Genomic DNA, 21,767 nt, shown 5'->3' on the forward strand with positions numbered 1-21,767 from the left:
TCGCCGGATGAGCGATGTCATCACAGCGGATCTCCGACCCGCGCCATCCGGTCCCGGAAAAGCGACAATCGGAAGGACGTCAGCCATGAGCATGCGCAAGACCTTTCTCGGAACCCTCGCAGCGGCAGGACTCGCCGGAGCCCTGCTCACCGCGGTGACCCCGACCGCGGCTCAGGCCGCCGAAGGCTGCAACACCAACAACGCCAGGACGGTCGCGAACGCCTCGACCCACTCCCGCGGCATCGAGCTTCGGTACAACGGAGCGTGCGCATGGGGCAGGATCTTCGGCTCACCGGGCGATCTGGTGTGGGTGGACCGCAGCTTCGACGGCGGCCGGACCTGGGAGCAGCTCAGCGTCACGAAGATCAACACCGGTGGCAGCAACTTCACCGACGCGTTCAACAACCGGGGCAACCTCATGCGGGCCTGCGGCAAGGCAAGCAATTTCCCCGAGGTCGCCTGCACCACCTGGTGGTGACCTGACGTGGTGAGCTGACCCCGGTGGTCCGTGGTGCCCGCTGGATCGGGCACCACGGACCCGGTGGCTACCGTTCGGGCGCCGGACCTGGATCGGGGTCGGGCCAGAGGGCGTCGTCCTCGATCAGCTCCAGATCGGGCGGTACGAGCGTCGTGGACTCCACCAACCCCTTGAGCAGGTTGTGCAGCAGACCGTTGTCGGCCGGGCGGCCCTGCGACTTGTCGTGCATCAGCGGGTGCCTGAAGCCGGTGTTGTGCAGCCGGCGCCGTACGGCCTCGATCCGATACTCGATCTTGCGCTCGTTCCAGCCGGCGTCCGGACGGAGATAGCCGAGCTGCCTGGCCGCCATGGCATACGTCAGGGGCCGCGGATCCTCCTCGTACAGCAGATACCGCTGGCCGAGGACGACCAGCAGCAGCCGTTCGTCGTCCTCGAGCGGCCAGATCTCCGGCCGCAGGGTCTCGGCGCGCCGCCGCGACACCGGCCCCTGGTCGTCGTGGCCCGCCACATACAGCTCGACCAGGTGCTCACGGTAGCCGGAGCCCTTGACGAACAGCGGCGTGTAGCCGGTGTCGAGCGGGATCGGCTCGGTGCTGAGATGCATCATCCGGCCGCGCGGCAGCCGTACGAGCTGCCGCCCGGTGTTCCGCAGCCACCACTGCCCCTGACGGTAGGTCAACTCACCGTGCCGCCGGCTCACCCGCAGGTCGTCCACGCCCACGCCCAGATCCACGTCCGGCTTCTCCCCGCGCCCGAAGCGGACCGTCAGCCCCGGCCGGGGCGGGGCGCTGAGGTCGCCGATCACGGTACGGGCGTGCAGCGTGCCGGGGGTGCTGGGCGCGACTCCGCGCGCGAGGCTGGCGGAGAGGGGCATCGGGGTCTCCTCGGTTCGGCGGATGCTCGGCAGGTGCGCAGACACGCCCACCAGGGTCCATGCCCTCCGCCGGGACCCGTCCCAGAGCGAGCCCGCGGCCGGAGTACGCGGTGCGCGCCATCGGTCAGTTGACGTCGAGCTCGATCCGGCCCAGCTCGCCCAGGTCGGCGATCAGGTGGTCACCGGCGCTGATCGCCGTCGGAGCGCACAGGGTGCCGCTCAGGACGATGTCCCCGGCCTCCAGCCGCCTGCCGCCGCGCAGCAGGTGCCGGGCCAGCCAGGCGACCGCCTCGGCGGGGTCGCCCATGACGGCGGCCGCGCTTCCCGGCACCGTTGTGGAGCCGATCGTCAGCGTGGCGGTGAGCCGCGACAGATCCCCCGACGCCGACAGCGCGACCGCGGACCCCAGCACCGCACGCGCGGCATTGGTGTTGTCGGCGACGAGCATGGGGAGGCCGCGCGGACCGCCGTGCCACCTGCTGTCGACGATCTCGAAGGCCGGTGCGACGGTGGCGGTGGCATCGCGGACGTCCTGCGCGGTCACATCCGGGCCGGGCAGCGCCTCGCCCAGCGTGAACGCGACCTCCACCTCCGCCAGCGGGTTGAACAGCCCGGCCGTGGCGAGGGGTTCGCCGTGCTCGAGCAGCCTGCCGGCGAGCAGGTGGCCGGCGGAGGGCTCATCGGCGCCGAAGGTGTCCCGCGCGGGCTGTGACGTCAGGCCGATCTTGTAGCCGATCGCCCGTTCCCCGGCCGCGATCGCCAGGTCGCGGGTCGCGCTCTCCACGGCGTAGGCCAGCTCGAGGTCATCGAGCCGATCGGCCGCGGCGGGGTCCACCGCGGCGGCTCCGTTGCCGGCTTCCCACAGGCGCCGCGCCAGTTCTGCGATCAGGTCCTTCTGCATCAGTCTCTCCTTGCCCGCGGGCGGCCGCTCACCGCCCCGTCGGGGATGATCACCGCACGGCCGGTGGCACCCCGCGACAGCGCGGCGTAAGCCTCGTTGATCGCCGACAGTTCGTACCGTTCGCCGAGCGGCTTGTGAAGCGGCAGGCGGCCGGTCTTGAACAGATCGACGAGCTTGGGGATGTCGACCGGTGTGTTGGCCGAGCCGTAGAGACTACCGATCAGCCGCTTCTCCCGCCGCACCAAGGGGCGGCCGAACCGCTCGCCGCCCCGGAGACCGTCATTGTCAACGACCTGTCCACCTGGTAGGGCTCGGTGGAGAAGAAGATCCGCGGCATCGCCGAGCGGTCGGACGCCACCGTCGTCTTCGGTCATGACGCCCAGCGGCCGCGCTCGATGTGGGTCGCCCCCCAACGGCTTTCACACTCAACGGCTTCCGCACCTGATCGTGCGGCCCCGTCCGATCCCTCAGGAGGGATGCGTATGAGCACCACCGTTCCGGCCGGACCCGAGTCCGTGTTCACCTATGGCGCCCCGGCGCTGAAGTTCGGGCCGGGAGCGTCCGACGAGATCGGCTACGACCTCGCCCAGCGGGAGGTCCGCCGGGTCCTCGTGATCACCGACGCCGGAGTGGCCGCCACCGGCGCACCGCACCGCGTCGCCGAACGGATGACGGCGTTCGGCATCGAGGCCCATGTCTTCGACGGGGTGCACGTGGAGCCCACCGACGTCAGCCTGCGGCAGGCGGCCGACCACGCGCTGGCGTCGGGCCCGTGGGACGCCTTCGTCGCGGTGGGCGGCGGCTCCAGCATCGACACCGCCAAGGCCGTCAACCTGCTCAGCACCAACCCCGGCGAGCTGATGGACTATGTCAACGCGCCGGTGGGCAGGGCGCTGGCGCCGGTGAACCCGCTCAAGCCGCTGGTCGCGGTCCCCACCACCACCGGGACCGGCTCGGAGTCCACCACCATCTGCGTACTCGACGTCCTGGAGCTGAAGGTCAAGACCGGCATCAGCCACGCCAGGCTGCGACCCGCACTCGCGGTCATCGACCCCGATCTGACGTTCACCCTGCCCGCCGGGGTGACCGCCGCCAGCGGTATGGACATCCTGTGCCATGCGCTGGAGAGCTACACGGCCCGCCCGTACGACGCGCTGCCGCGCAAGCGCCCCGAACAGCGCGTACCGTACTGCGGCGCCAATCCCATCTCCGACGCATGGTCGGAACGGGCCCTGCACCTGCTCGCACAGTCCTTCCGCACCGCGGTCCGCGACGGCGACGACCCCGGGGCACGGTCGGACATGGCCCTGGCGGCCACCTTCGCGGGGCTCGGATTCGGCAACGCGGGCGTACACATCCCCCACGCCAACGCCTACCCGATCGCCGGACGGGTGAAGGACTTCCACCCCGCCGGCTACCCGGAACACGAGCCGATGGTCCCGCACGGCATGGCCGTCTCGCTCACCGCGCCGGAGGCGTTCCGCTTCACCTTCGCCGCCCAGCCCGAACGGCACCTCCGGGCCGCGGAACTCCTCGCCCCGGAAATGGAACGCCCCGGCGACCTCGCCGAGTATCTGCCGGCCGCCATCGAGCGGTTGATGCGCGACATCGGCATGCCCAACGGCATCGGCGGTGTCGGCTACGGCAAGGGCGATATCCCCGCCCTGGTGGAAGGCACCATGAAACAGCAGCGGCTGCTGGCCACCGCCCCGCGCGCGGTCACCGAGGACGACCTCGCCGGTATCCTCGACCGCTCCCTGTCGCTCTGGTGAGATGAGAAACCGTCGACCGGCCGCGTCTGCGAGACCGGGCGCCGCTTCGAGGTCAATCCGATACGAAGCGCTACGGGGCCGGTCGCCTATGAAGCGCTACGAGGCCGGTCGCCAGCCCAGTGCCGGGGCGAGTTCGGTGGCGATGTCGGTGAGGATCTGGACGTAGTCCTCGTGGTCGAAGGTGAAGGGCAGCGCGAACGCGACCTCCTCGACCTCCCGGAAGGCGGCGTGCGAGGACAGCCGTTCGGCGATCTCCTCGGAGGTGCCCACGAGATCGGGCGCGAACATCATCCGCGCCGGGCCCTGAGGCGTGGCGGTACGCGGCATCCGCTTCGCGACGTACTGCTCGTACTTCGCGCGCTGCTCCGGTGAGGCGCTGTCGGTGGGGATGACGACGAGTCCCTGGGAGACCCGGGCACGGTCGCCGTCGGGGTGGTGGGCGCGGAAGGTCCGGATGTGCGAGAGCTGGATCTCGGCGAAGTCCTCGGACTCCTCCGCCTTCACCACACTGCTGGTGAGCAGGTTCATTCCGTGCTCACCGGCCCACTGGGCCGACCGCAGGCTGCCACCGCCGTACCACATGCGGCGGCCGAGCCCCGGGGCGTGCGGCTGGACGCGGTCGGAGAACACCTCGAAGCCCTCGACACCGCTGATGCCGGTGACCGGTTCGCCGCGTACGCAGTCCAGCAGCCTGCGCACCCGCTCATGGCTGAAGTCCTCGGTATCGGCGGTGTCGGGGTGGAGCGCGCCCTTGACGTGCTCGTAGTGATGCGGCGGACCGGCGCTGACCCCCGGGTTGAGGCGGCCCCCGGACAGGATGTCGACCGTCGCCAGGTCCTCGGCCAGCCGCAGCGGGTTCTCCCATCCCAGCGGGATGACGGCCGTGCCCAGTTCGATGCGGCTGGTGCGCTGCGTGGCCGCCGCCAGAACGGCCACGGGAGAGGAGATGCCGTATTGCAGATGGCGGTGGCGCACCCAGGCGCTGTCGAACCCCAGCCGCTCGCCCAGTTCGATGATGTCGAGTGTCGACTCATGGCCCCGGCGGGGGTCGGCCTCATCGAACAGCCCGATGGTCAAGAAGCCCAGCTTCCGCAAGGGTTTCGAGGTCAGCGGCACAGGGCTCCTCCAGCGTCCGCGGCGCACTCCGCCGCACACCATTGCCGTTCCATTGTCTCAGGCGGCCGATCGGGGAACGGGTCACCCGGCCCGTTCCCGCAGCCTGTGGAGCAGTTGGTCACCGATGCGGGCGACCTCCGGTTTGTACGGGGTGTCGGAGAGCACGAAGTGGGTGATGCCCAGCTTGCGGTAGCCGTTCAGCGCCTCGGCGACGTCGTCGGGCGAGCCGACCAGCCAGGTGGTCGCCGCTCCCCCGCCACCGACCTTGCCGGGGGTGGTGTACAGGCAGGTGTCGAGCACCTCTCCGCGCTCGGCGAGGTCGAGGAGCCGCTGCTGCCCCACGGCCTTCCTGCGGTTTCCCGTCCAGGTCGCCGCGCCCTTGGCGGCCGCCATCTTCGCGACCTTCTCCTCGGCCGCGCGCCACGCCTCCTCGGTGGTGTCGCGCACCAGTGTGGTGATGCGCAGCCCGAATTCCAGCGGCTTGTGCCGGCGGCCCACCTGCTCGCTCATGGCCTTGAGCCGGTCGACGCGTTCGGCGATCCCGTCGAGTGGTTCACCCCAGAAGAGCTGCACATCGGCCTCGGCCGCCGACACCCGTTCGGCGGCCTCGGAGGCGCCGCCGAAGTAGAGCGTCGGATGGGGTCTGCCGTCGGTGGCGTACGGGCGGGGGGCGACCGTCGAGCCGGTGACCCGGAAGTGCTCGCCGTGGAAGGTGACGTCCTCCTCGGTCCACAGGCGCCGCAGGAGATACAGGAACTCCTGAGTGCGGGCGTACCGTTCGGGGGGTTCGACGGTGGTGTCCCCGTACGCGGCCGGGTTGTCCAGTCCGCTGACGATGTTGACCAGGACGCGTCCACGGCTGAGCTGGTCGAGCGTGGCCGCCGCGCCGGCGAAATTCGCCGGATGCCAGTAGCCGGGACGGATCGCGATCAGGGGCTTGAACGTCGTGGTCCGGGCGGCCAGCGCGGTGGCGACGGTGAAGGTGTCCGGGCGGCCCCATCCGGTGCCGAGCAGAGCGCCGCCCCAGCCGTGCCGCTCCGCCGTTCGGGCGAGGTCGGTGGAGTATTCGATGGATCCCCAGCCGGATGTGGTGTCGTCGCCACGGTGGCCCGGTTCGACGGTGTTGGGGATGTACCAGAGGAATTCCGGGCTCATGATGTTTCCTCTCGCTGCCCGGTGCCCGCCACCCCGCGGTCGCTGCTGGTGGTCACCGGGTGCCTCCCGTGGCGGTGAGGGCGGACGGGGTGGTGACGGCGCGGTGGGCGAGTTCCTGGCGTACGAGGGGGATGAGGTGGCGGCCGTAGTCGATGGCGTCGTCGAGCGGGTCGTAGCCACGGATGAGGAGGGTGGTGGCGCCGATGTCCACATAGTCGAGCAGCGCCTGGGCCACCGTCTCCGGGGTCCCCACGAGGGCGGTGGTGTTGCCGCCCGCGCCGGTCGCGCTTGCGGTGGGGGTCCACAGGGCCCGGTCGTGGCGGTCGGCCCTGGCGGCGGCCGCGAGGAGCCGCCGGGACCCGGCGTTCTCGGGTGTGCGCTCGCCGTTCTGCTGGTGGAAGAACGGGCGTCCCGTCCCGGTCCTGATGGTGTCCAGGACGCGGTGGGCCCGTTCCCAGGCCAGCTCCTCGGTGGCCGCCAGGATCGGGCGGAAGGACACGCTGATCCCGGGCGTCCCGGTGCGTCCGGCGGCCGCCGCCGCGGCGCGTACGGAGGCGATCTGCTCTGCGGTCTCCGCGAGCGGTTCGCCCCATAGCGCGAAGGTGTCGGCGTGCTTGCCGCCCACCCGGTAGGCGGCCTCGGAGGAGCCGCCGAAGTACAGCGGGATACCGGCGGCGCGGTGCGGCAGGACGTCGGAGGAGTAGTCCTCGAACCGGTAGTGGCGGCCCTCGTGGCCGAACGGCTCGGCGGAGGACCAGGCACGCCGCAGGATGCCCAGGTACTCGTCCGTGCGGTCGTAGCGCTCCTCCTTGTCCAGGTAGTCGCCGTCCTTGCGCTGCTCGGCGTCGTTGCCGCCGGTGATGGTGTGCACGGCGACGCGGCCGCCGGTGAACCGGTCGAGGGTGGCGAAGCTCCGGGCGGCGAGGGTGGGGGCGACGAAGCCGGGGCGGTGGGCGATGAGCAGCCCGATCCGTTCGGTGCGGGCCGCCACATGCGCGGCCACCTGGGTTCCGTCGGGCCGGCGGGAGCTGTAGCCGATGAGGATCCGGTCGAAGCCCGCGTCCTCGTGGGCGCGGGCGAAGCGGATGGTGTAGTCCGGGTCGATCGCGGGGCCGGTGGCGGGCCGGGTCTCGGAGACCTCCTGGGTCTCGATCATGCCGATGAACTCGACCGACGTCGCGGGCGATGAGGAGGGCGCGGACATGGTCAATTGCCTTTCGAGACGGCCGAGTTGGGCGGGGCGGACGCGGTGGACACGGTGGACGTGGCGGAGGCGGCGGACGTGGCGGAGGCGGCGGGCGCGGATCGGCGGGCCAGTGCCGCGCGGCCGGTGGCGGTGAGGACGGAGTCGTCCTGCGGGGTGTGCACACGGCCGCACAGCACATCCCGGTGGTGCCGCTGGAGCGGGTTGGCGTGCGTGAGGCCGTGGTTCCCGACGAGCGCGAGGGCCTGGTCGACGGCGGTGATGGCGGCGCGGATGCCGAGGACCTTGGCGGCGCCCGCCCGTTCGGCGGCCTCCGGGTCGCCCGCGTCGACACGGGCGGCGAGCGCGTCCACGAGCGTGTCGGCGCCGATGAGGGCGGTCTCGATCTCACCGACGGCGCTCTGGAAGCGGGGCAGGGTCGCGAGCGGCGCGCCGAGGGCGGTGGGCACCCGCTCATGCAGGAAGTCGATCAGCCAGTCGCGGGCGGCGCCCGCCACACCGAGGTACAGCGCGGTCAGGCCGAGTGCGTTCCAGGCCCCGGTCACCGGGTCGGGGCGGGCGCCCGGTGTGTCGCCGGGCTCGGCGAGGCCGATGACATCGCCGGCCGGCACCGGTACGGAGTCCAGGACCACATCGTCGCTGCGGCTGGCCCGCAGACCGACGTGGTCCCAGGTCGGCTCCACGGTCAGCCCGGGGCTGCCCGCGCGGACGATGAAGGTGCCGACGCGTACGGGCTCCCCGGCGCCGGGCTCGGTGCGCGCGAAGACCAGCATGCGGCTGAGCCCGACCGCACCCGTGGAGTAGATCTTCCGGCCCGTCAGCAGCCACTGGTCGCCGTCGCGCCGCGCGGTGGTGGCGGGCAGTCCACCGCGGACCGGGCTGCCGAGCTCCGGCTCCACGCGCAGCGCGTTGACCAGGGCCGGGCGCGTGGCCGACGCGGCCAGCAGATCGGCGTAGGCGGTGACCGGCCAGGCGGGCGTACGGACCTCGGCGGCGTGGGTGAACAGCGTCATGGCCGTCACCAGGGCCACGGCCGGGTCGCCCGCGCCCAGAGCGCGCAGGATGCGGACGGTGTCGGCGAGCCCGGCCCCGGCTCCGCCGTACCGCGTGGCGACGGTGGCGGTGAGCAGCCCGGCCTCGTGGACCAGGGCGATCCCCTCGGTGGGGAAGGAGGCGTCACGGTCGTGTGCGGGGGCGCGGGCGGCGAGCGCCGCGGTGAGCGCGGGCAGCCGGTCGTAGTCCGGCGGCGGCAGGGCGGTGGGGCGGCGGGTCCGGTCGGTGGTGGAGGTCACGGGGTCTCCGAAGTGGCTGTCGCGTCGGCGGTGGTGGACGTGCGGGGTACGGGATGCGGCACCCATGGCCGGCCCGGTCCTGGGGCCCGGTCCCCGGGGACGTGGTCATCGGACGCGGTCATCGGACGCGGTGGACGCCGGGCCGTCACCGGCGGAGGGGACGCACACGGCCCGAGGCCGGGCCCGAGGGAGGTCTCCGTCGACCCGGGGGCGGCTGATGGCCCCGGGTTCAACGGGAGGTGAGGAGCGATTCCGGACCGATCCGGTGGCCAGTCAACGGTGGCCGGTGGAGGTCACCTACGGGGTGCCGGGCCCCCGGGGACGGTGCGGCCGCCGCTCAGCGACAGAGGGCGCTGGAGGTGCGCAGGAAGTCCACGTAGCGGCAGAGCACGCCCGGATGCGTTGAATGCATACCCCATATGGTCGTGACCGCAGCAGCCGCTGTCAATGGACACCTTTGGGTGTCTCATTGCGCGGAACCCCGACGACCTGCGCTTTCGTCAGCACGTCAGCCATCGGCTGCCAGTCGTCGGCCGTCGGTCGTCGACCCTGACGAGCCTCCCGGACAAACGCCGCCCCTACCCGGAGGGCACCTCGACGCCCAGCCGGACCAGCAGCCGTTCGCGCAGCACCGCGTACTCGGGAGTGCCGGGCCTGCGCGGCGCCGCGAGGTCCACGGGGAGGTCGGCGGCGATATGGCCCCCGTCCAGGACCACCACCCGGTCCGCGAGTGCGATCGCCTCGTCCACATCGTGGGTGACCAGCAGCACGGCGGGGCGGTGGCGCTCGTACAGACGGGCCAGCAGGGTGTGCATACGGGCCCGGGTGAGGGCGTCCAGCGCGCCGAACGGCTCGTCGGCCAGCAGCAGTTGGGGCTCGCGCACCAGGGAGCGGGCGAGCGAGACCCGCTGCTGCTCACCGCCCGACAGCTCCACCGGCCAGGCGTCCTCCCGCCCGGCCAGGCCGACCTCGGCGAGCGCCGTGCGCGCCCGCTCCTGTGCGTCCGCGCCGCTGAGCCCCAGCGTCACATTGGCCAGCACCCGCTTCCACGGCAGCAGCCGGGCGTCCTGGAAGACCACCGACACATGGTCGGGCGCGCTCAGTTCGCCCTCGCCACCGGCGTCGTGGTCGAGTCCGGCGAGGGCTCGTAGCAGGGTCGACTTGCCGGAGCCGCTGCGGCCCAGCATGGCCACGAACTCCCCTGCGCGCAGGCTCAGATCGAGCCCGTCCAGCACCCTGCGCTCGCCGAAGGCCCGTACGAGCCCGCTGATGCGGACGGCGGCCGTGCCGGTCTCCGGGACGGTGGCCGTCAGTCCGCCAGTGTGCGTCGCCATGACAGGGCCTTCCTCTCCACGAGTCGTACCAGTCCGTCGGAGAGCAGGCCCAGCAGTCCGTACACGACGAGCCCGACGATGATGATGTCGGTCTGTCCGTAGGTGCGGGCGAGCCCCATCATGTAGCCGATCCCGCTGGTCGCGTTGACCTGTTCGACCACGGCCAGGGCCAGCCAGGACGCGGTCACGGCGAAGCGCATGCCGAGGAGGAAGCCGGGCAGCGCGCCCGGCAGCACGATGTGCAGCAGGAAGCGCGGACGGCTCAGCCCGAGGGTCTCGGCGAGTTCCACATACCGGCTGTCGATGGTGCGCAGCGCGTTGTGGGTGTGGATGTAGATCGGGACGAGGGCGCCGAGGGCGATCGTGATGACCTTCATGGACTCCCCGATGCCGAACCACAGGATCAGCAGCGGGATGAGCGCGAGCGAGGGAATGCTCCGCTTGATCTGCACCGGGCCGTCGATCAACCCCTCGCCGAGTCTGCTGAGCCCCGCGATCAGCGCCAGTACGAGCCCGGCGGTCACCCCGTACGCCAGACCGGACAGCGCCCGCACGGCGGATGTCCACACATTGGACTGGAGCCTGCCGTCGGCGATGAGGTCACCTGCCGTGGTCACCACGGTCCAGGGGGCGGACAGGTTGCGCGGGTCGATGAGGCCGGTGGCCGAACCCGCCGACCAGACCGCGAGCAGCAGTACGGGGCCGATCGCCCTGCCGTACGGGATGGGCGGGCCGGGGCCGAGGCGGCGGCGCGCGAGCCCGCGCCGGGCGGTCCGGGACACCGGGTCGTCCTTCGCCGCCCTGACGAGGGCCGGCCGTCGGCCCGTGGTGTCCGTGGCGTTCGTGGCGTTCGTGGATTCCGTGGTGTGCGTGTTCACCGTGGCTTCCCCGCCTCCGCGATCGCGTCGGCGGCGACCGACTCGTACCGGCGGTCGAAGAGGATGGCCGCGTCGAACTTCTTCTGGCCCGTCTCCTTCGCCAGCAGGTCCACCATCTTCTGCTGGCGTGCGATGGCCGGTGTCCAGTCGGCCGGGATGTCCGGATGGCCGTTCTGCTTCACCAGGTAGGCGCCATCCTCGCGGGTGAGACCCTGGTCCTTGACGTAGTAGCCGTCGATCCACCGCTCGGGGTGCCGGTCGATCCAGACCTCGGCCCGCGCCCAGAACCTGATGAACTCCCGTACGGCGGCGGCCTTCTGCGGATCCCGCACGGACTCGGTGGGCGCCCACAGATGCGCGGGGTCGTCCCGCAGACCGTGCTGGATGGTCTTCCCGCCGTCCTTGCCGTACTTCGCCGGATAGCGCTTGATGTTGACGCCGCCCAGTGGCGCCGCGTCCACCTGGTGGCTGCCGAGTGCGGTCGGGTACACATCCCCGGTGCTGGGCAGTTCGACCAGTCGCACATCGTTCTTGGTGAGCCCCGCCTTGGCCAGGATGCGCAGCACCAGCGCGCCCTGGGCCTGCCCCGGGCTGTAGGCGATCTTCTTTCCGCGTAGGTCCGCGAGGGTGTCGATGTCCGCCCCGGGAGCGATGCCGAGTTCATAGACCGGATGCTTCAGCGGGTCCTGGCGGAACCTCGCGGCCACGAGTTTGGTGTCAAGGCCGGTCCAGTGGGCGTGTATCGACGGGATCTCCGCCGATGAACACACATCCAGGGCATGCGCGCGAAATGCCTCGGAGCACTGTGGTCCGCCGCTGATATTGGCCCACTTGACCTTGAAGGGGAGCTTGTCGAGCTGTCCGGAGAGCTTCAGCGCCACCTGGATGTCCGGGGCGCCGACCGTGATCGTGGTGCTCGCTTTCACCTTGTCCGGAATCTTGATGTGGGCGACGTTCTCACTGTCGGCGGTGGTCGATGAGGTGGTGTTCTCGGCGCAGCCGGCCAGCAGCAGAGTGCAGGTCAAAGCGGCCATGGCGAGCGGGGCGTGCCTGGGCATACGGATTCCCGAGTGCAGGGCGTACGGCATCGGCGCGTACGGGGATCAACGGGTGTCGCGGTGGGGGCGCGCGAGTGGGAGGTGTGTGTTCGCTGCTCGGGTTCAGCTACACAGCGCGGCGTCGAGGCGCATCAGATCGACGGGGCGCCGCCGCGTGAAGCGCGGGGAGATCGGCATGCCGCTGAAGCTATCCACGGTGTCAAAGGAGGGTCAAGCGTGCGTTCGCCCTTCCGGAGAGGGGCAATGACGACTTCGTACGGCTGCCATGTGCGCGTTACATCCAGCGGCGCCTTTTGTCGCAGCTGCCGACGGCCGCTTTCTGAGAGTTGTCCGTGAGTTTCCGGCCCGCCCGCCGACATGGCCCGCCGGTTTCCCCCGGACGGGACTCCCGGTTCACATGGCGCACTCACACTCGCGCAGATCCGTCCCAGACGAGCGGAGCACCGTGAGGCGTGGGTCAAGTCCTCAGCGGGCGGAGGGTGCTTCATGCAGGACAGCGGCGTTGGCGGTTCCGGAACCGGACTGCTCGGCAGCGGACGGCAACACACACGGTGGAGCAAACGGCTCGTCGGCCAGGTGGCCATCCTGATTCTGGTGAACACCATGGTGGACAGCGTCGTCACGGCACCACTTCTCGTCCTTCCCGAGATGCTCGACCACTTCGGCACCGATCAATCGGCGTGGATCGACGCCAGCTCGCTGCTGGCGGGGGCGATGTGGGCGCCGCTGCTCGGCAAGGGCGCCGATATCCACGGCAAGCGCAGGGTGCTGGTCATGACGCTGATCACCGCCTTCGTGGGTGCCCTCGTATGTCTCGTCGCGCCCAACCTCTGGGTGTTCATCCTGGGACGCCTGCTCCAGGGAGCGGCCGTGGGAGCCGTGTTCCTCACGGTCGCCCTCATCCACGACATGTGCGCACCGGATATGGCGATGGTCGCCACGGGCATCGTGACCTCCGGCTCCGCGCTCCTCAGCATCGTCATGCCCGCCCTCTTCGACATCACGGCTTCGGCGTTCGGCTGGCGCAGTGTGTTCGTCGCGTCGGCGGTATTCGCGGCCATCGCGGGCGTTCTGGTGCGCGGCCTCGTACCTCCGTCCACGATCACCACACCGGGCAGGCTCGACATCGCCGGAGCCGCTCTCCTCGGCGGAGGTCTGGCGGCGGTGCTCAGCTATGTGAGCCTCGGATCGGAGTTCGGCTGGTTCGCCGTTGGCCCGCTGGCCCTCCTCGCCGGTGGCGCTGCGGCACTGGCCAGGTGGTTCCTGGTGGCGAGCCGGATTCCCGAGCCCGTGGTCGACATCAGGAACCTCGGCAGGCCCCTGGCGCTCACACTCCTCCTGGTCGCGTTCGGCACCGGCGCGTACCAGAGCATGCTGACGCTCTTCGGCCACATCGCCAAGGTCTCCCCGGATGAGCACCTCGGATACGGAGTCGCCGCCCCGGGGGCGCTGGGCCTGCTGTACGGCGTACCGGCGATCGGCATCGTGCTCGGCGGCACCCTGGCCGGGGCGCTCGGAACACGTGTCGGGCCGGCCGCCACACTGGCGGGCGGAGTGGCGATCGGAACGGTGGGCACCGTCGGGATGTTCTTCGGGGACTCCGTGCTCCCCCTCGCGGTCGTGTGCTCCTTCCTGTTGAGTCTCACGGCGGGCACGCTCGTGACATCCGGCTTCAACATGGCGGGGACTCTCGCGTCCCCGGAACGCCAGGGCGTCGTGTCCAGCATGGTGATGGTCATGGTGGCCATCGGGGCGGTGATTCTGAAGTTCGTGGGTTCGGCCGTACTCCAGTCCACCAACACGGTCGTCGACGGCGAAACGGTGAACTCGGCCTCGGGCGTGCACCGTTACATCACGATGGCGGCCAGCGCCTTTATGGTCGCCGCCGTGGTGGCTGTCATCCTGCTGCGAACGCGGCGGCGGCGCGCCGGGACGCGGACGATCAGGCGGGGACAGGACGGATGACGGCATCGGAACGGCTACTGGTGGTGGAGGACGAGCCGACGCTGCGCGAGCTGCTCTCCGCGAGTCTGCGGCTGGCGGGCTTCGCCGTGATCCCGGTCGCGACCGGCGCACAGGCGCTGGCCGCGGTCCGGGAGCAGCGTCCCGACCTGATCGTGCTGGATGTGATGCTGCCCGACTTCGACGGCTTCGAGGTGGTCCGCAGGCTGCGCGGGCAGCGTCCCATCGCCGCGGCAGGCCATCCACCGGTGCTGTTCCTCACCGCCCGCGATGCGCCCGAGGACCGGATCAGCGGGCTCAGGGCGGGCGGTGACGACTATGTCACCAAGCCGTTCAACCTGGAGGAGCTGGTGCTGCGCATCCAGGCCATTCTGCGCCGCACCAGCGGTCGGCAGCCGGATGGGCGGCTGGTCGTCGGGGATCTGGAACTGGACCCCGACAGCCATCAGGTGAGCCGGGGCGGGCGGCCCGTGGAGCTCTCCCCGACCGAGTTCAGCCTGCTGCGCGTGCTGATGGAGAACGCCGGGCAGGTGCTGTCGAAGGCTCAGCTCCTGGAGCTGGTGTGGCAGTACGACTTCGGGGGCGACGACACCATCGTCACCTCGTACATCAGCTATCTGCGGCGCAAGGTGGATCTGGACGAACCGAAGCTGATCCATACGGTGCGCGGCACCGGCTATGTGCTGCGAAGGCCCCGGCGGTGAGCGGAAGCCCAGCGCACGGGCCGCGCGGCCGACTCTCGCCGCACGGACGGGTTTCGCTGCGCGGGCGGCTCTCGCTGCGTGGGCGGCTCTCACTGCGTGGGCGGCTCTCGCTGCGCGGGCGGCTGCTGGCGATCTCCATGCTGCTGCTCGTCGTCGCGCTGATCGGCAGCAACGCCCTGGCCGTCGCCCTGCTCCAGCGGGACCTGGTGCATCAGCTGGACGACCGGCTCCGCACCGCCGCCACGGTCGCCGCGCGCCTCACCGGCCTCGACGACATGGCCGACGACCGGACATCGCGGGTGCGCGACACCGTGGAGCAGCAGTTGACCGGCGATGTCCATCTCGCGTACCTCGGCTCGAACGGCCAGGTCCAGCGGGTCATCCGGCCCGCCGCGCACAGTGCCCCCGCGCTGCCCCGGCTGGACGCGGCGGCGGTCGGCGAACGTGGCCGACGGCCCTTCGAGGTCCCGGCCGTCGACGGCGGCGCGGCATGGCGGGTGATCGCCGTACCGTACGAGGGCCGGGGAGCGCGGGCCTCGGACGGCCCCAGTGTCGTCGTGGCCGGGTCGCTCGCCCAGGTCGACGGGACGATCCGGCAGCTCGGCACCCGGGTGTTGCTCATCGACGCGGCGGTGCTGGCGCTGCTCGGGGTGGCCGGGTGGTTCGCCGTGCGTGGCGGGCTGCGCCCGCTGCGCCGGATCGAGACCACGGCGGCGGCCATCGCGGACGGCGATCTGTCCAGCCGCGTCCCGGAGCTGGCCGCTTCCCGTACCGAGCTGGGCCGTCTGGCCGCGGCGCTCAACGGGATGCTGGACCGGATCGAGGAGAGTGACGCCGCGCGGGCGGCCGCCACGGACCGGATGCGCCGCTTCATCGCGGACGCCAGCCATGAGCTGCGTACGCCGCTCTTCGGCATCAAGGGGTTCACCGAGCTGTACCGGATGGGCGGCATGCCCGAGCGCACCGATGTCGACACCGCGATGAGCCGCATCGAACGGGAGGCGGCCCGGCTGGTCCGGCTGGTCGAGGACCTGCTGCTGCTCGCCCGGCTCGACGAGTACACCGGCGCGGCGGACCTCCCGCTCCACCTCACCCCGATGGATCTGCGCACCCTGGCCGCCGACGCCCTGCACGACCTGCGCGCGCTCGATCCACGGCGCCCCGTGACGCTCACCGGCCCCGGCGGCGGGCCGCCGGGGGGCGCGCCGGTGCTCGGCGACGAGGCGCGGCTGCGCCAGGTGACCTCCAACCTCGTCGGCAACGCGGTGGCCCACACCGCGCCCGGCACCCCGGTCCGGATCGGCGTCGGCACCGAGGGCGGCCTGGCGGTGCTGGAACTCCACGACGAGGGCCCGGGGATGTCCAAGGAGCAGGCCGCCCGCGCCTTCGACCGCTTCTACCGCGCGGACGACGCCCGTGGCCGCACCGGAAGTGGCGGCGCGGGCCTCGGCCTCGCGATCGTCGCCTCCCTGGTCACGGCCCACCACGGCCGGGTGGAGGTCCGCACGGCCCCGGACGAGGGCGCCACCTTCCGCATCCTGCTCCCACCGCACACCTGAGTTCCCGTCCGCCCCGACCAGGACCGGAGGATCGGCCCGGCCGCTGTCAGCAAGCCCGGATCGCCCCTTTGCCGCCACCGGGTGCCATGGCCAGGTCCACCCTGCGCGGACCGCGGAGTGGGAGCGCTGGGCGGTATCCGTCGGGGCCTCATCCGCGGTACCTCGGACACACCCGAGGCCGTGACCGCCGACCGGTGACCACCGCCACGGCTGATGCGTGTGGCGCGCGGCGGGGCCGTCTCCTGGATGGCCCCGGCCGCGCGGGAAGCACCGGCCGCCGGGAGGTGTCGGCCGCGCTACGCGAGCTCGGGGCGACGCACCCGGAAGCTCCGCGCGTGAGGCGGTCTCCCACCGCGCTCACCAACGGGACCGGTCAGTCGACAAGCGCCCCGCCCGCCGGGCCGCGCACGGCCTCGTCGGCCAGTTGCCTGACCCGGTGGGCGGGCAACGGCGCTCCGGGCGTCTCGAGGAACCAGCGCAGCAGTTCCTGCGGACTCAGACCGGACGGCGCCTCTCCCCCGTAAGGAAGGCAGTAGAGCGCGGTGTTGGGGCTGCTGCGCCAGCTCTCCGTGAGGTCGCCGATGTCCACCGCGTCGTAGCCGAGGGCGTCCAGCAGGGCCGCGGCCTCCTTCTTCGCGGCCGCGTCATCACCGGCGATGGGCAGTGCGCTGCGGTCGGGGGCGCCTGATGGCCGGGCCAGGGAGGAGAGATGCGGGGCGGTGATGTTGTTGAACGCCTTGACCACCCGGGCACCGGTCAAGTGGCGCTGAAGGAGTTCGCTGGACGTCAGCTCGTCGGAATCCAGCTCCGGGAGGCGTCCGTCCCGATCCGGGTAGTAGTTCAGGGTGTCGATGACGACTTTGCCCGCCAGTTCCGCCTGAGGCAGCTGGGTGTAGGCGAACAGGGGGATGCTCACGACGACGAGGTCGCCGGAGGCTGCCGCTTCGGCAGGGGTGGCCGCCTTCGCGCGCTCCCCGAGCTCCGCCACGAGCTCGCCGAGGGTCTCGGGACCCCGTGAGTTGCTGACGACGACATTCCATCCGGCCCCGACGGCGAAGCGGGCCAGTGTGCCGCCGATCATGCCGCTGCCGATGAGTCCAAGGGTCTGGGTCATGTGCTCTCTCCCAACAGGTGATGAGTCCGATAGGTGATGAGTCCGAGCGCCCCGGGCGGTGGGCCGACCGGGCAGCCGTGCCACCGCCTCCGCTCCGAGGTACTTGCTATCTACTCTGACACTGAGTGTCAACTGAGCATTGAAGTGTCCCTTGTGCGAGCGAGTGGCGCTCGGCGGGTACGATGGGCGGATGGACGTCCCCCGGATGAAGACCCGCGACATCGGGCGCAGCGCTATCCGTGAAGAGCTGGCCCGGGTGGCCCTCGGCCTTTTCAGCCGCGAGAGCTTCGAGGCGGTGACCCTCGACGACCTCGCCGCCTCCGCAGGGGTGTCGCGCAGCACATTCCTGCGCTACTTCGGGAGCAAGGAAGAGGTGGTCCTCTTCACCTTCGACCCGCTGGGCGACCAGATGGCCGAAGCGCTGCGGGCCCGCCCCGCCGACGAGGACCACTGGACCGCGCTGAGGCGGGCCGTCGAACCAGCCGTCGCGTTCCTCTCCCGCGAGCCCGCCGAGGGGCTCGCGCTGCTCCACCTGGTGCAGCGGACTCCGGCGCTGTGCGCCCGTCTTCACGAGAAGCAGACCGGCTGGCGTCAGCGCCTGGTGGAGACGCTGACGGAGAGCTCGGGGTCTCGGGATATGCCTCCCCTGGTACTCCACGCGCGCGTCGCGGCGGCTCTGGAGTGTCTGATGGCCGCCCTGGAGCACTGGGTCGCCATCGAGGGGCGCCAGGGGCTGGGCAGCGTGGTCGACGAGGCGTTCGACGCCCTCGTGCCGACGAAGCGTTGACGGCTCCCGCGGATCACACCGTCAGCCGGATGGTGTGCGGGCAGACGATCGGCGGAGCGGGGACGGAGACAACTCCCCGAAGTGGTTTCAGTCCGCCAGGGCCCGGCGGTAGACCTCCGGATCGACGTTGCCGCCCGACGCCACGAGCACCACGACCTCGTCCCGTACGTCCGCCTTCCCGGACACCACCGCCGCCAGGGACGCGGCGCCGCCCGGCTCGACCACGATCTTGAGGAAGCGGTGCGCCGCGCCCATGGCGGCCAGGGCTTCCTCGTCGGTGACGGTCAGGCCGGTCACGTCGTAGTGGCGGAGGACGGCCAGGGGGCGCGCACCGGCCACCGGGCCGGCGAGCGCGTCCATCAGGCCGCCCGACGGCTGGGGGTTGGCACATACGCGTCCGGCCGCGAGGGACCGGGCCATCTTGTCGAAGCCGGCCGGTTCGACGATGTGGTTCGCCAGGCCGGGGAACGCATCGTTGAGCGCGGTGAGCACACCGGAGGCCAGACCGCCGCCACTGCAATTCACCAGGACCGTGTCCGGGGTCAGCCCCAGCTCGCGCGCCTGCTCGGCGATCTCCAGGCCGACGGTGCCCTGCCCGGCCATGACACCGGGGTCGTCGAAGGGCGGGACGAGCGTCATGCCGCGCATCTGAAGGATCTTCCGGGCGACCTCTTCCCGGTCCTCGGTCCGCGGGTCGTAGAGGACCGTCTCGGCGCCCCACCAGCGGCAGTTGTCGACCTTGATACGGGGGGCGCTGTTCGGCATGACGATGACCGCGGGGCAGCCGGCGAGCCGCGCCGCGGCGGCCACACCCTGCCCGTGGTTCCCGGCGGAGTAGGCCACGATCCCGGCGCGGCGCGCGTCCTCGTCCAGGGTGAGCAGGGCGTTGAGCGCCCCACGCACCTTGAACGAGCCGGTCAGCTGGAGGCATTCGGCCTTGACCAGGACACGGGCGCCGACGAGCTCGTCCAGCATCGGCGAGTTGAGCAGGGGTGTGCGTACCACGTGTCCGGTCAGCCGCCGGGCGGCCTCGTGGATCGCGTCGATACCGAAGCCGGGCACGGTGCCGTCCGGGACGGCCGCCGCGCTCACCGCTCCACCCCGCCCGACCGGGCAAGGGGACGGTGATTGCCGTACGGCGCCGGGGGCTCGGGCCTGTGCGGCTCCCGCTCCCCGGGTCGGGCGTCAATGTCGGACAACGGTGGGTGTCCTCTCGCATGGGTCGGCGTCAGCCGTGGAAATTCGTGACCGCGATCCGCCGCCCGGCACGCACCGGCCACCCGTGACGTTCCACCGGGGGGCCCATCCGCGACCCGGGCCGGTGCGGCCTGGGGCCGCACCGGGGGCACAGGGCCGCACCGGGGTCGCAGGGCCGACCGGGGTCGCAGGGCCGACCGGGGTCACAGGGCCGTCAGAGCGGGTTGAGGCGGGCCTTGAGCAGGCAGAACTCATTGCCCTCGGGGTCGGCGAGAACGTGCCAGGGCTCCTCGCCGGTCTGGCCGATGTCGGCCTTGCGCGCCCCCAGCTTCAGAAGCCGTTCGAGCTCGGCGCCCTGGTCGCGGTCGGTGGCGTTGACGTCGATGTGCAGCCGGGGCTTCCCCCGCTCCGGCTCGTCCCTGCGGCTGAGGATGATCGTCGGCTGTGGGCCGCCGAACCCTTCGCGCGGCCCGATCTCGAGGGTGCCGTCGTCTTCGCGGTCGAGCACTACGAAGTCCAGGACCTCGCACCAGAACCGCGCCAGCACCTCGGGGTCGCGGCAGCCGAGCACGAGCTCACTGATACGACATGCCATGGACGAAACCTACTCTCAGCGTGGGAACTGCCGGGGCGGCCGCGCGCGGAGCTCCGGGGCTCCCCGCGGTGGCACGCTCGAGACCGTACCGGGCGGGACGAGCGGGCGCGAAGGATTTTGGGGCCCTCGTCGGCCGCTCACCACCCGTGTCAACCACGCCCGCGCACTCCTGGAGGTCACCGCCCCGGCCGGGCCTGGCCGTGCGCGGTCACGGCCTTGAGCTCGGCCATCGATTCGCGCATCAGCTGCGACAGCGTCGCTTCCTCGGCCTCCGCGATCCACCGCTGGAAGGCGACCTTGAAGACGGCCATCCCCGCCTCGGCGGCCAGGCTCGCGGTGGGCTCCGCGACGCCGCGGCCGCGCAGGGCGTCGGCGAGCGCGGCGGACAGCGAGGCGAGCTTGATCAGCTCACGCTCCCGGAGTTCCGCGTTCGCCACGATGACGGCCTGTCGCCGCCGGGCGTGTTCACGGCGGGCGGCGAACCATCCGGAGGCCGCCTCGAGCCCCGCCGCCATCGCGTCGAGCGGCGCCGCGGACTCCGGAGCCCCTACGACACCGCTCACGGCCAACTCTTGCAGCTCACCCGAGCCGTCGAACAGCACCTCACGCTTGTCGGCGTAGTGCCGGAAGAAGGTCCGCTCGGTGAGCCCGGCCCGTTTGGCGATCTCCGCGACCGTGGTCTGTTCGTAGCCGCGCTCGCTGTAGAGCTCGAGCGCCACTTTCGCCAGGCGTTCGCGCGCGTTCGGCTCCCATCTGCCCATGCGCAGATCCTACGCGATGGCAGCCACTGACATCAGATGGTAGCGTCGATGACAGTCACTGACATCGACAGTTTGGGGCTTTCCCATGCGCATCTTCGTGACCGGAGCGTCCGGCTGGATCGGCTCCGCCCTCGTTCCCGAGCTCATCGACGCGGGACACCAGGTGATCGGTCTCGCCCGTTCCGACAGCTCCGCCGCCGCGCTCACCGCCGCCGGGGCGGAGGTGGTCCGCGGCACCCTCGACGACCTGGACGTCCTGGGCACCGCCACCACCGCCGCGGACGGGGTGATCCACCTCGCCTTCAAGCACGACATCGCCTTCACCGGCGACTATCAGGGCGCCGCCGAGGCCGACCGCCGCGCCGTCGACACCTTCGCCGACGCGCTGGCCGGCACCGACCGCCCCTTCGTCCTCGCCTCCGGCCTGGTCGGGCTCAAGTCGGGGCAGGTGTCGACCGAGCGGGACATGCCCACCGTCAACGGCACCCCGGCGTCCCTCCGTTCGGCCACCGCCACGGCGGCCCTGGCACTCGCCTCGCGCGGTGTGCGCTCATCCGTGGTGCGGCTCTCCCCGACCTGCCACGGCGAGGGGGACAACGGATTCATGGCGCACCTGGTCGCCACCGCCCGTGCCAAGGGTGTCTCCGGCTACCTCGGCGACGGCGACCAACGCTGGCCCGCCGTCCACCGCCTCGACGCCGCGCGGCTGTTCCGGCTGGCGGTCGAGAAGGCCCCCGCGGGAGCGGTGCTGCACGGCGTGGCGGAGGAGGGCATCGCGCTCCGCGACATCGCCGAGGTGATCGGCCGCCATCTGGACGTGCCGACGGCCTCCGTGGCCCCTGAGGCCGCGGCCGAGCACTTCACCTGGCTGAGCGACTTCGTCGCGCTCGACTCCCCGGCGTCGAATGCCCTCACCCGCGAGCTGCTGGACTGGCGGCCGACCCACCCCGGCCTCCTCGAAGACCTCGACAAGGGCCACTACTTCCACGCCCCCGCCACCGCCTCCTGACCGTTCGCGGGCCCCGG

21 protein-coding genes are annotated in these 21,767 nt (G+C 71.6%); 7 read left to right on the plus strand and 14 right to left on the minus strand.

Translation table 11 applies throughout. The annotated features are described in order from the left end of the window. Nucleotides 1–85 precede the first annotated feature (85 nt). Nucleotides 86–478, plus strand: coding sequence for a glycosyl hydrolase (locus tag AB0E24_RS25415; protein ID WP_069861889.1), 393 nt, complete (start codon nt 86–88; stop codon nt 476–478). A 67-nt stretch (nt 479–545) separates the two neighbouring features. Here AB0E24_RS25415 and AB0E24_RS25420 read toward each other — a convergent pair whose 3' ends face one another. From AB0E24_RS25420 to AB0E24_RS25430, 3 genes are all read right to left on the minus strand, one after another. After that, on the minus strand, nt 546–1,352 hold the full coding sequence (locus tag AB0E24_RS25420; RefSeq protein ID WP_147964974.1) for an FHA domain-containing protein: 807 nt from the start codon (nt 1,350–1,352) through the stop codon (nt 546–548). A gap of 124 nt (nt 1,353–1,476) precedes the next feature. Next, a complete protein-coding gene (locus tag AB0E24_RS25425) occupies nt 1,477–2,253 on the minus strand; it encodes a 2-keto-4-pentenoate hydratase (RefSeq protein ID WP_359380201.1) in 777 nt (258 codons plus the stop codon). After that, the gene (locus AB0E24_RS25430; RefSeq protein ID WP_359380205.1) at nt 2,253–2,627 is read right to left on the minus strand and encodes a hypothetical protein; all 375 of its coding nucleotides are present in this window, start codon (nt 2,625–2,627) and stop codon (nt 2,253–2,255) included. The genes AB0E24_RS25425 and AB0E24_RS25430 overlap by 1 nt, the downstream gene beginning before the upstream one ends. Nucleotides 2,628–2,735: 108 nt before the next feature. Between AB0E24_RS25430 and AB0E24_RS25435 the strand changes: the two genes are divergently transcribed. Next, the gene (locus AB0E24_RS25435) at nt 2,736–4,025 is read left to right on the plus strand and encodes a hydroxyacid-oxoacid transhydrogenase (RefSeq protein WP_359380208.1); all 1,290 of its coding nucleotides are present in this window, start codon (nt 2,736–2,738) and stop codon (nt 4,023–4,025) included. A gap of 96 nt (nt 4,026–4,121) precedes the next feature. Here AB0E24_RS25435 and AB0E24_RS25440 read toward each other — a convergent pair whose 3' ends face one another. The 7 genes from AB0E24_RS25440 to AB0E24_RS25470 all read right to left on the minus strand — a co-directional run bounded on the left by AB0E24_RS25440 (nt 4,122) and on the right by AB0E24_RS25470 (nt 12,062). Further along, nucleotides 4,122–5,141: an LLM class flavin-dependent oxidoreductase gene (locus AB0E24_RS25440; protein WP_359380211.1), complete on the minus strand. Its 1,020-nt coding sequence runs from the start codon at nt 5,139–5,141 to the stop codon at nt 4,122–4,124. An 81-nt stretch (nt 5,142–5,222) separates the two neighbouring features. Next, on the minus strand, nt 5,223–6,296 hold the full coding sequence (locus AB0E24_RS25445) for an LLM class flavin-dependent oxidoreductase (RefSeq protein ID WP_359380213.1): 1,074 nt from the start codon (nt 6,294–6,296) through the stop codon (nt 5,223–5,225). Between the two features lie 52 nt (nt 6,297–6,348). Further along, on the minus strand, nt 6,349–7,500 hold the full coding sequence (locus AB0E24_RS25450) for an LLM class flavin-dependent oxidoreductase (RefSeq protein WP_359380216.1): 1,152 nt from the start codon (nt 7,498–7,500) through the stop codon (nt 6,349–6,351). 2 nt (nt 7,501–7,502) lie between these two features. Continuing rightward, a complete protein-coding gene (locus AB0E24_RS25455) occupies nt 7,503–8,792 on the minus strand; it encodes an acyl-CoA dehydrogenase family protein (RefSeq protein WP_359380219.1) in 1,290 nt (429 codons plus the stop codon). A gap of 578 nt (nt 8,793–9,370) precedes the next feature. After that, a complete protein-coding gene (locus AB0E24_RS25460; protein WP_069861868.1) occupies nt 9,371–10,126 on the minus strand; it encodes an ABC transporter ATP-binding protein in 756 nt (251 codons plus the stop codon). After that, nucleotides 10,102–11,004, minus strand: a complete 903-nt coding sequence (locus AB0E24_RS25465; protein WP_435865317.1) for an ABC transporter permease — start codon at nt 11,002–11,004, stop codon at nt 10,102–10,104. Before AB0E24_RS25465 ends, AB0E24_RS25460 begins: the two co-directional genes overlap by 25 nt. Next, entirely contained in the window at nt 11,001–12,062 is a 1,062-nt protein-coding gene (locus AB0E24_RS25470) for an ABC transporter substrate-binding protein (protein ID WP_359380222.1), read from the minus strand. The genes AB0E24_RS25465 and AB0E24_RS25470 overlap by 4 nt, the downstream gene beginning before the upstream one ends. A 486-nt stretch (nt 12,063–12,548) precedes the next feature. On the opposite strand from AB0E24_RS25470, the gene AB0E24_RS25475 reads away from it, so the two are divergent. The 3 genes from AB0E24_RS25475 (at nt 12,549) to AB0E24_RS25485 (ending at nt 16,287) form a co-directional block, all read left to right on the plus strand. Continuing rightward, complete coding sequence (locus AB0E24_RS25475; protein WP_359380225.1) at nt 12,549–14,027, plus strand: MFS transporter; 1,479 nt, start codon at nt 12,549–12,551, stop codon at nt 14,025–14,027. Beyond that, on the plus strand, nt 14,024–14,728 hold the full coding sequence (locus tag AB0E24_RS25480; RefSeq protein WP_079256727.1) for a response regulator transcription factor: 705 nt from the start codon (nt 14,024–14,026) through the stop codon (nt 14,726–14,728). Before AB0E24_RS25475 ends, AB0E24_RS25480 begins: the two co-directional genes overlap by 4 nt. A gap of 137 nt (nt 14,729–14,865) precedes the next feature. Continuing rightward, nucleotides 14,866–16,287: a sensor histidine kinase gene (locus AB0E24_RS25485; RefSeq protein ID WP_359380344.1), complete on the plus strand. Its 1,422-nt coding sequence runs from the start codon at nt 14,866–14,868 to the stop codon at nt 16,285–16,287. Between the two features lie 373 nt (nt 16,288–16,660). On the opposite strand, the gene AB0E24_RS25490 is transcribed toward AB0E24_RS25485, so the two are convergent. Next, on the minus strand, nt 16,661–17,401 hold the full coding sequence (locus AB0E24_RS25490) for an NADPH-dependent F420 reductase (RefSeq protein WP_435855298.1): 741 nt from the start codon (nt 17,399–17,401) through the stop codon (nt 16,661–16,663). A 190-nt stretch (nt 17,402–17,591) separates the two neighbouring features. Here AB0E24_RS25490 and AB0E24_RS25495 point away from each other — a divergent pair, with 190 nt between their 5' ends. After that, entirely contained in the window at nt 17,592–18,188 is a 597-nt protein-coding gene (locus AB0E24_RS25495; protein WP_174882205.1) for a TetR/AcrR family transcriptional regulator, read from the plus strand. Between the two features lie 87 nt (nt 18,189–18,275). Here the strand turns inward: AB0E24_RS25495 and AB0E24_RS25500 are convergent, their stop codons facing one another. The 3 genes from AB0E24_RS25500 to AB0E24_RS25510 form a co-directional block, all read right to left on the minus strand. Further along, nucleotides 18,276–19,280, minus strand: coding sequence for a threonine ammonia-lyase (locus AB0E24_RS25500; RefSeq protein WP_232636828.1), 1,005 nt, complete (start codon nt 19,278–19,280; stop codon nt 18,276–18,278). Nucleotides 19,281–19,599: 319 nt separating this feature from the next. After that, nucleotides 19,600–19,980 (minus strand): VOC family protein, encoded by a 381-nt coding sequence (locus tag AB0E24_RS25505; RefSeq protein WP_069861854.1) that lies wholly within the window; start codon nt 19,978–19,980, stop codon nt 19,600–19,602. A 176-nt stretch (nt 19,981–20,156) separates the two neighbouring features. Continuing rightward, nucleotides 20,157–20,741 (minus strand): TetR/AcrR family transcriptional regulator, encoded by a 585-nt coding sequence (locus AB0E24_RS25510; protein WP_359380234.1) that lies wholly within the window; start codon nt 20,739–20,741, stop codon nt 20,157–20,159. Between the two features lie 85 nt (nt 20,742–20,826). On the opposite strand from AB0E24_RS25510, the gene AB0E24_RS25515 reads away from it, so the two are divergent. Beyond that, complete coding sequence (locus tag AB0E24_RS25515; RefSeq protein WP_359380237.1) at nt 20,827–21,750, plus strand: SDR family oxidoreductase; 924 nt, start codon at nt 20,827–20,829, stop codon at nt 21,748–21,750. Nucleotides 21,751–21,767: the final 17 nt, after the last annotated feature.

The sequence above is a fragment of the Streptomyces malaysiensis subsp. malaysiensis genome (assembly GCF_040653035.1).
Lineage (GTDB): Bacteria > Actinomycetota > Actinomycetes > Streptomycetales > Streptomycetaceae > Streptomyces > Streptomyces malaysiensis.

Bases quoted from the DNA above. Each gene is read 5' to 3' on its own strand.
- AB0E24_RS25415 (WP_069861889.1), top strand. From the start codon at position 86: ATGAGCATGCGCAAGACCTTTCTCGGAACCCTCGCAGCGGCAGGACTC.
- AB0E24_RS25420 (WP_147964974.1), bottom strand. From the start codon at position 1,352: ATGCCCCTCTCCGCCAGCCTCGCGCGCGGAGTCGCGCCCAGCACCCCC.
- AB0E24_RS25425 (WP_359380201.1), bottom strand. From the start codon at position 2,253: ATGCAGAAGGACCTGATCGCAGAACTGGCGCGGCGCCTGTGGGAAGCC.
- AB0E24_RS25430 (WP_359380205.1), bottom strand. From the start codon at position 2,627: ATGACCGAAGACGACGGTGGCGTCCGACCGCTCGGCGATGCCGCGGAT.
- AB0E24_RS25435 (WP_359380208.1), top strand. From the start codon at position 2,736: ATGAGCACCACCGTTCCGGCCGGACCCGAGTCCGTGTTCACCTATGGC.
- AB0E24_RS25445 (WP_359380213.1), bottom strand. From the start codon at position 6,296: ATGAGCCCGGAATTCCTCTGGTACATCCCCAACACCGTCGAACCGGGC.
- AB0E24_RS25450 (WP_359380216.1), bottom strand. From the start codon at position 7,500: ATGTCCGCGCCCTCCTCATCGCCCGCGACGTCGGTCGAGTTCATCGGC.
- AB0E24_RS25460 (WP_069861868.1), bottom strand. From the start codon at position 10,126: ATGGCGACGCACACTGGCGGACTGACGGCCACCGTCCCGGAGACCGGC.
- AB0E24_RS25470 (WP_359380222.1), bottom strand. From the start codon at position 12,062: ATGCCCAGGCACGCCCCGCTCGCCATGGCCGCTTTGACCTGCACTCTG.
- AB0E24_RS25475 (WP_359380225.1), top strand. From the start codon at position 12,549: ATGCAGGACAGCGGCGTTGGCGGTTCCGGAACCGGACTGCTCGGCAGC.
- AB0E24_RS25480 (WP_079256727.1), top strand. From the start codon at position 14,024: ATGACGGCATCGGAACGGCTACTGGTGGTGGAGGACGAGCCGACGCTG.
- AB0E24_RS25485 (WP_359380344.1), top strand. From the start codon at position 14,866: ATGCTGCTGCTCGTCGTCGCGCTGATCGGCAGCAACGCCCTGGCCGTC.
- AB0E24_RS25490 (WP_435855298.1), bottom strand. From the start codon at position 17,401: ATGACCCAGACCCTTGGACTCATCGGCAGCGGCATGATCGGCGGCACA.
- AB0E24_RS25495 (WP_174882205.1), top strand. From the start codon at position 17,592: ATGGACGTCCCCCGGATGAAGACCCGCGACATCGGGCGCAGCGCTATC.
- AB0E24_RS25505 (WP_069861854.1), bottom strand. From the start codon at position 19,980: ATGGCATGTCGTATCAGTGAGCTCGTGCTCGGCTGCCGCGACCCCGAG.
- AB0E24_RS25510 (WP_359380234.1), bottom strand. From the start codon at position 20,741: ATGGGCAGATGGGAGCCGAACGCGCGCGAACGCCTGGCGAAAGTGGCG.
- AB0E24_RS25515 (WP_359380237.1), top strand. From the start codon at position 20,827: ATGCGCATCTTCGTGACCGGAGCGTCCGGCTGGATCGGCTCCGCCCTC.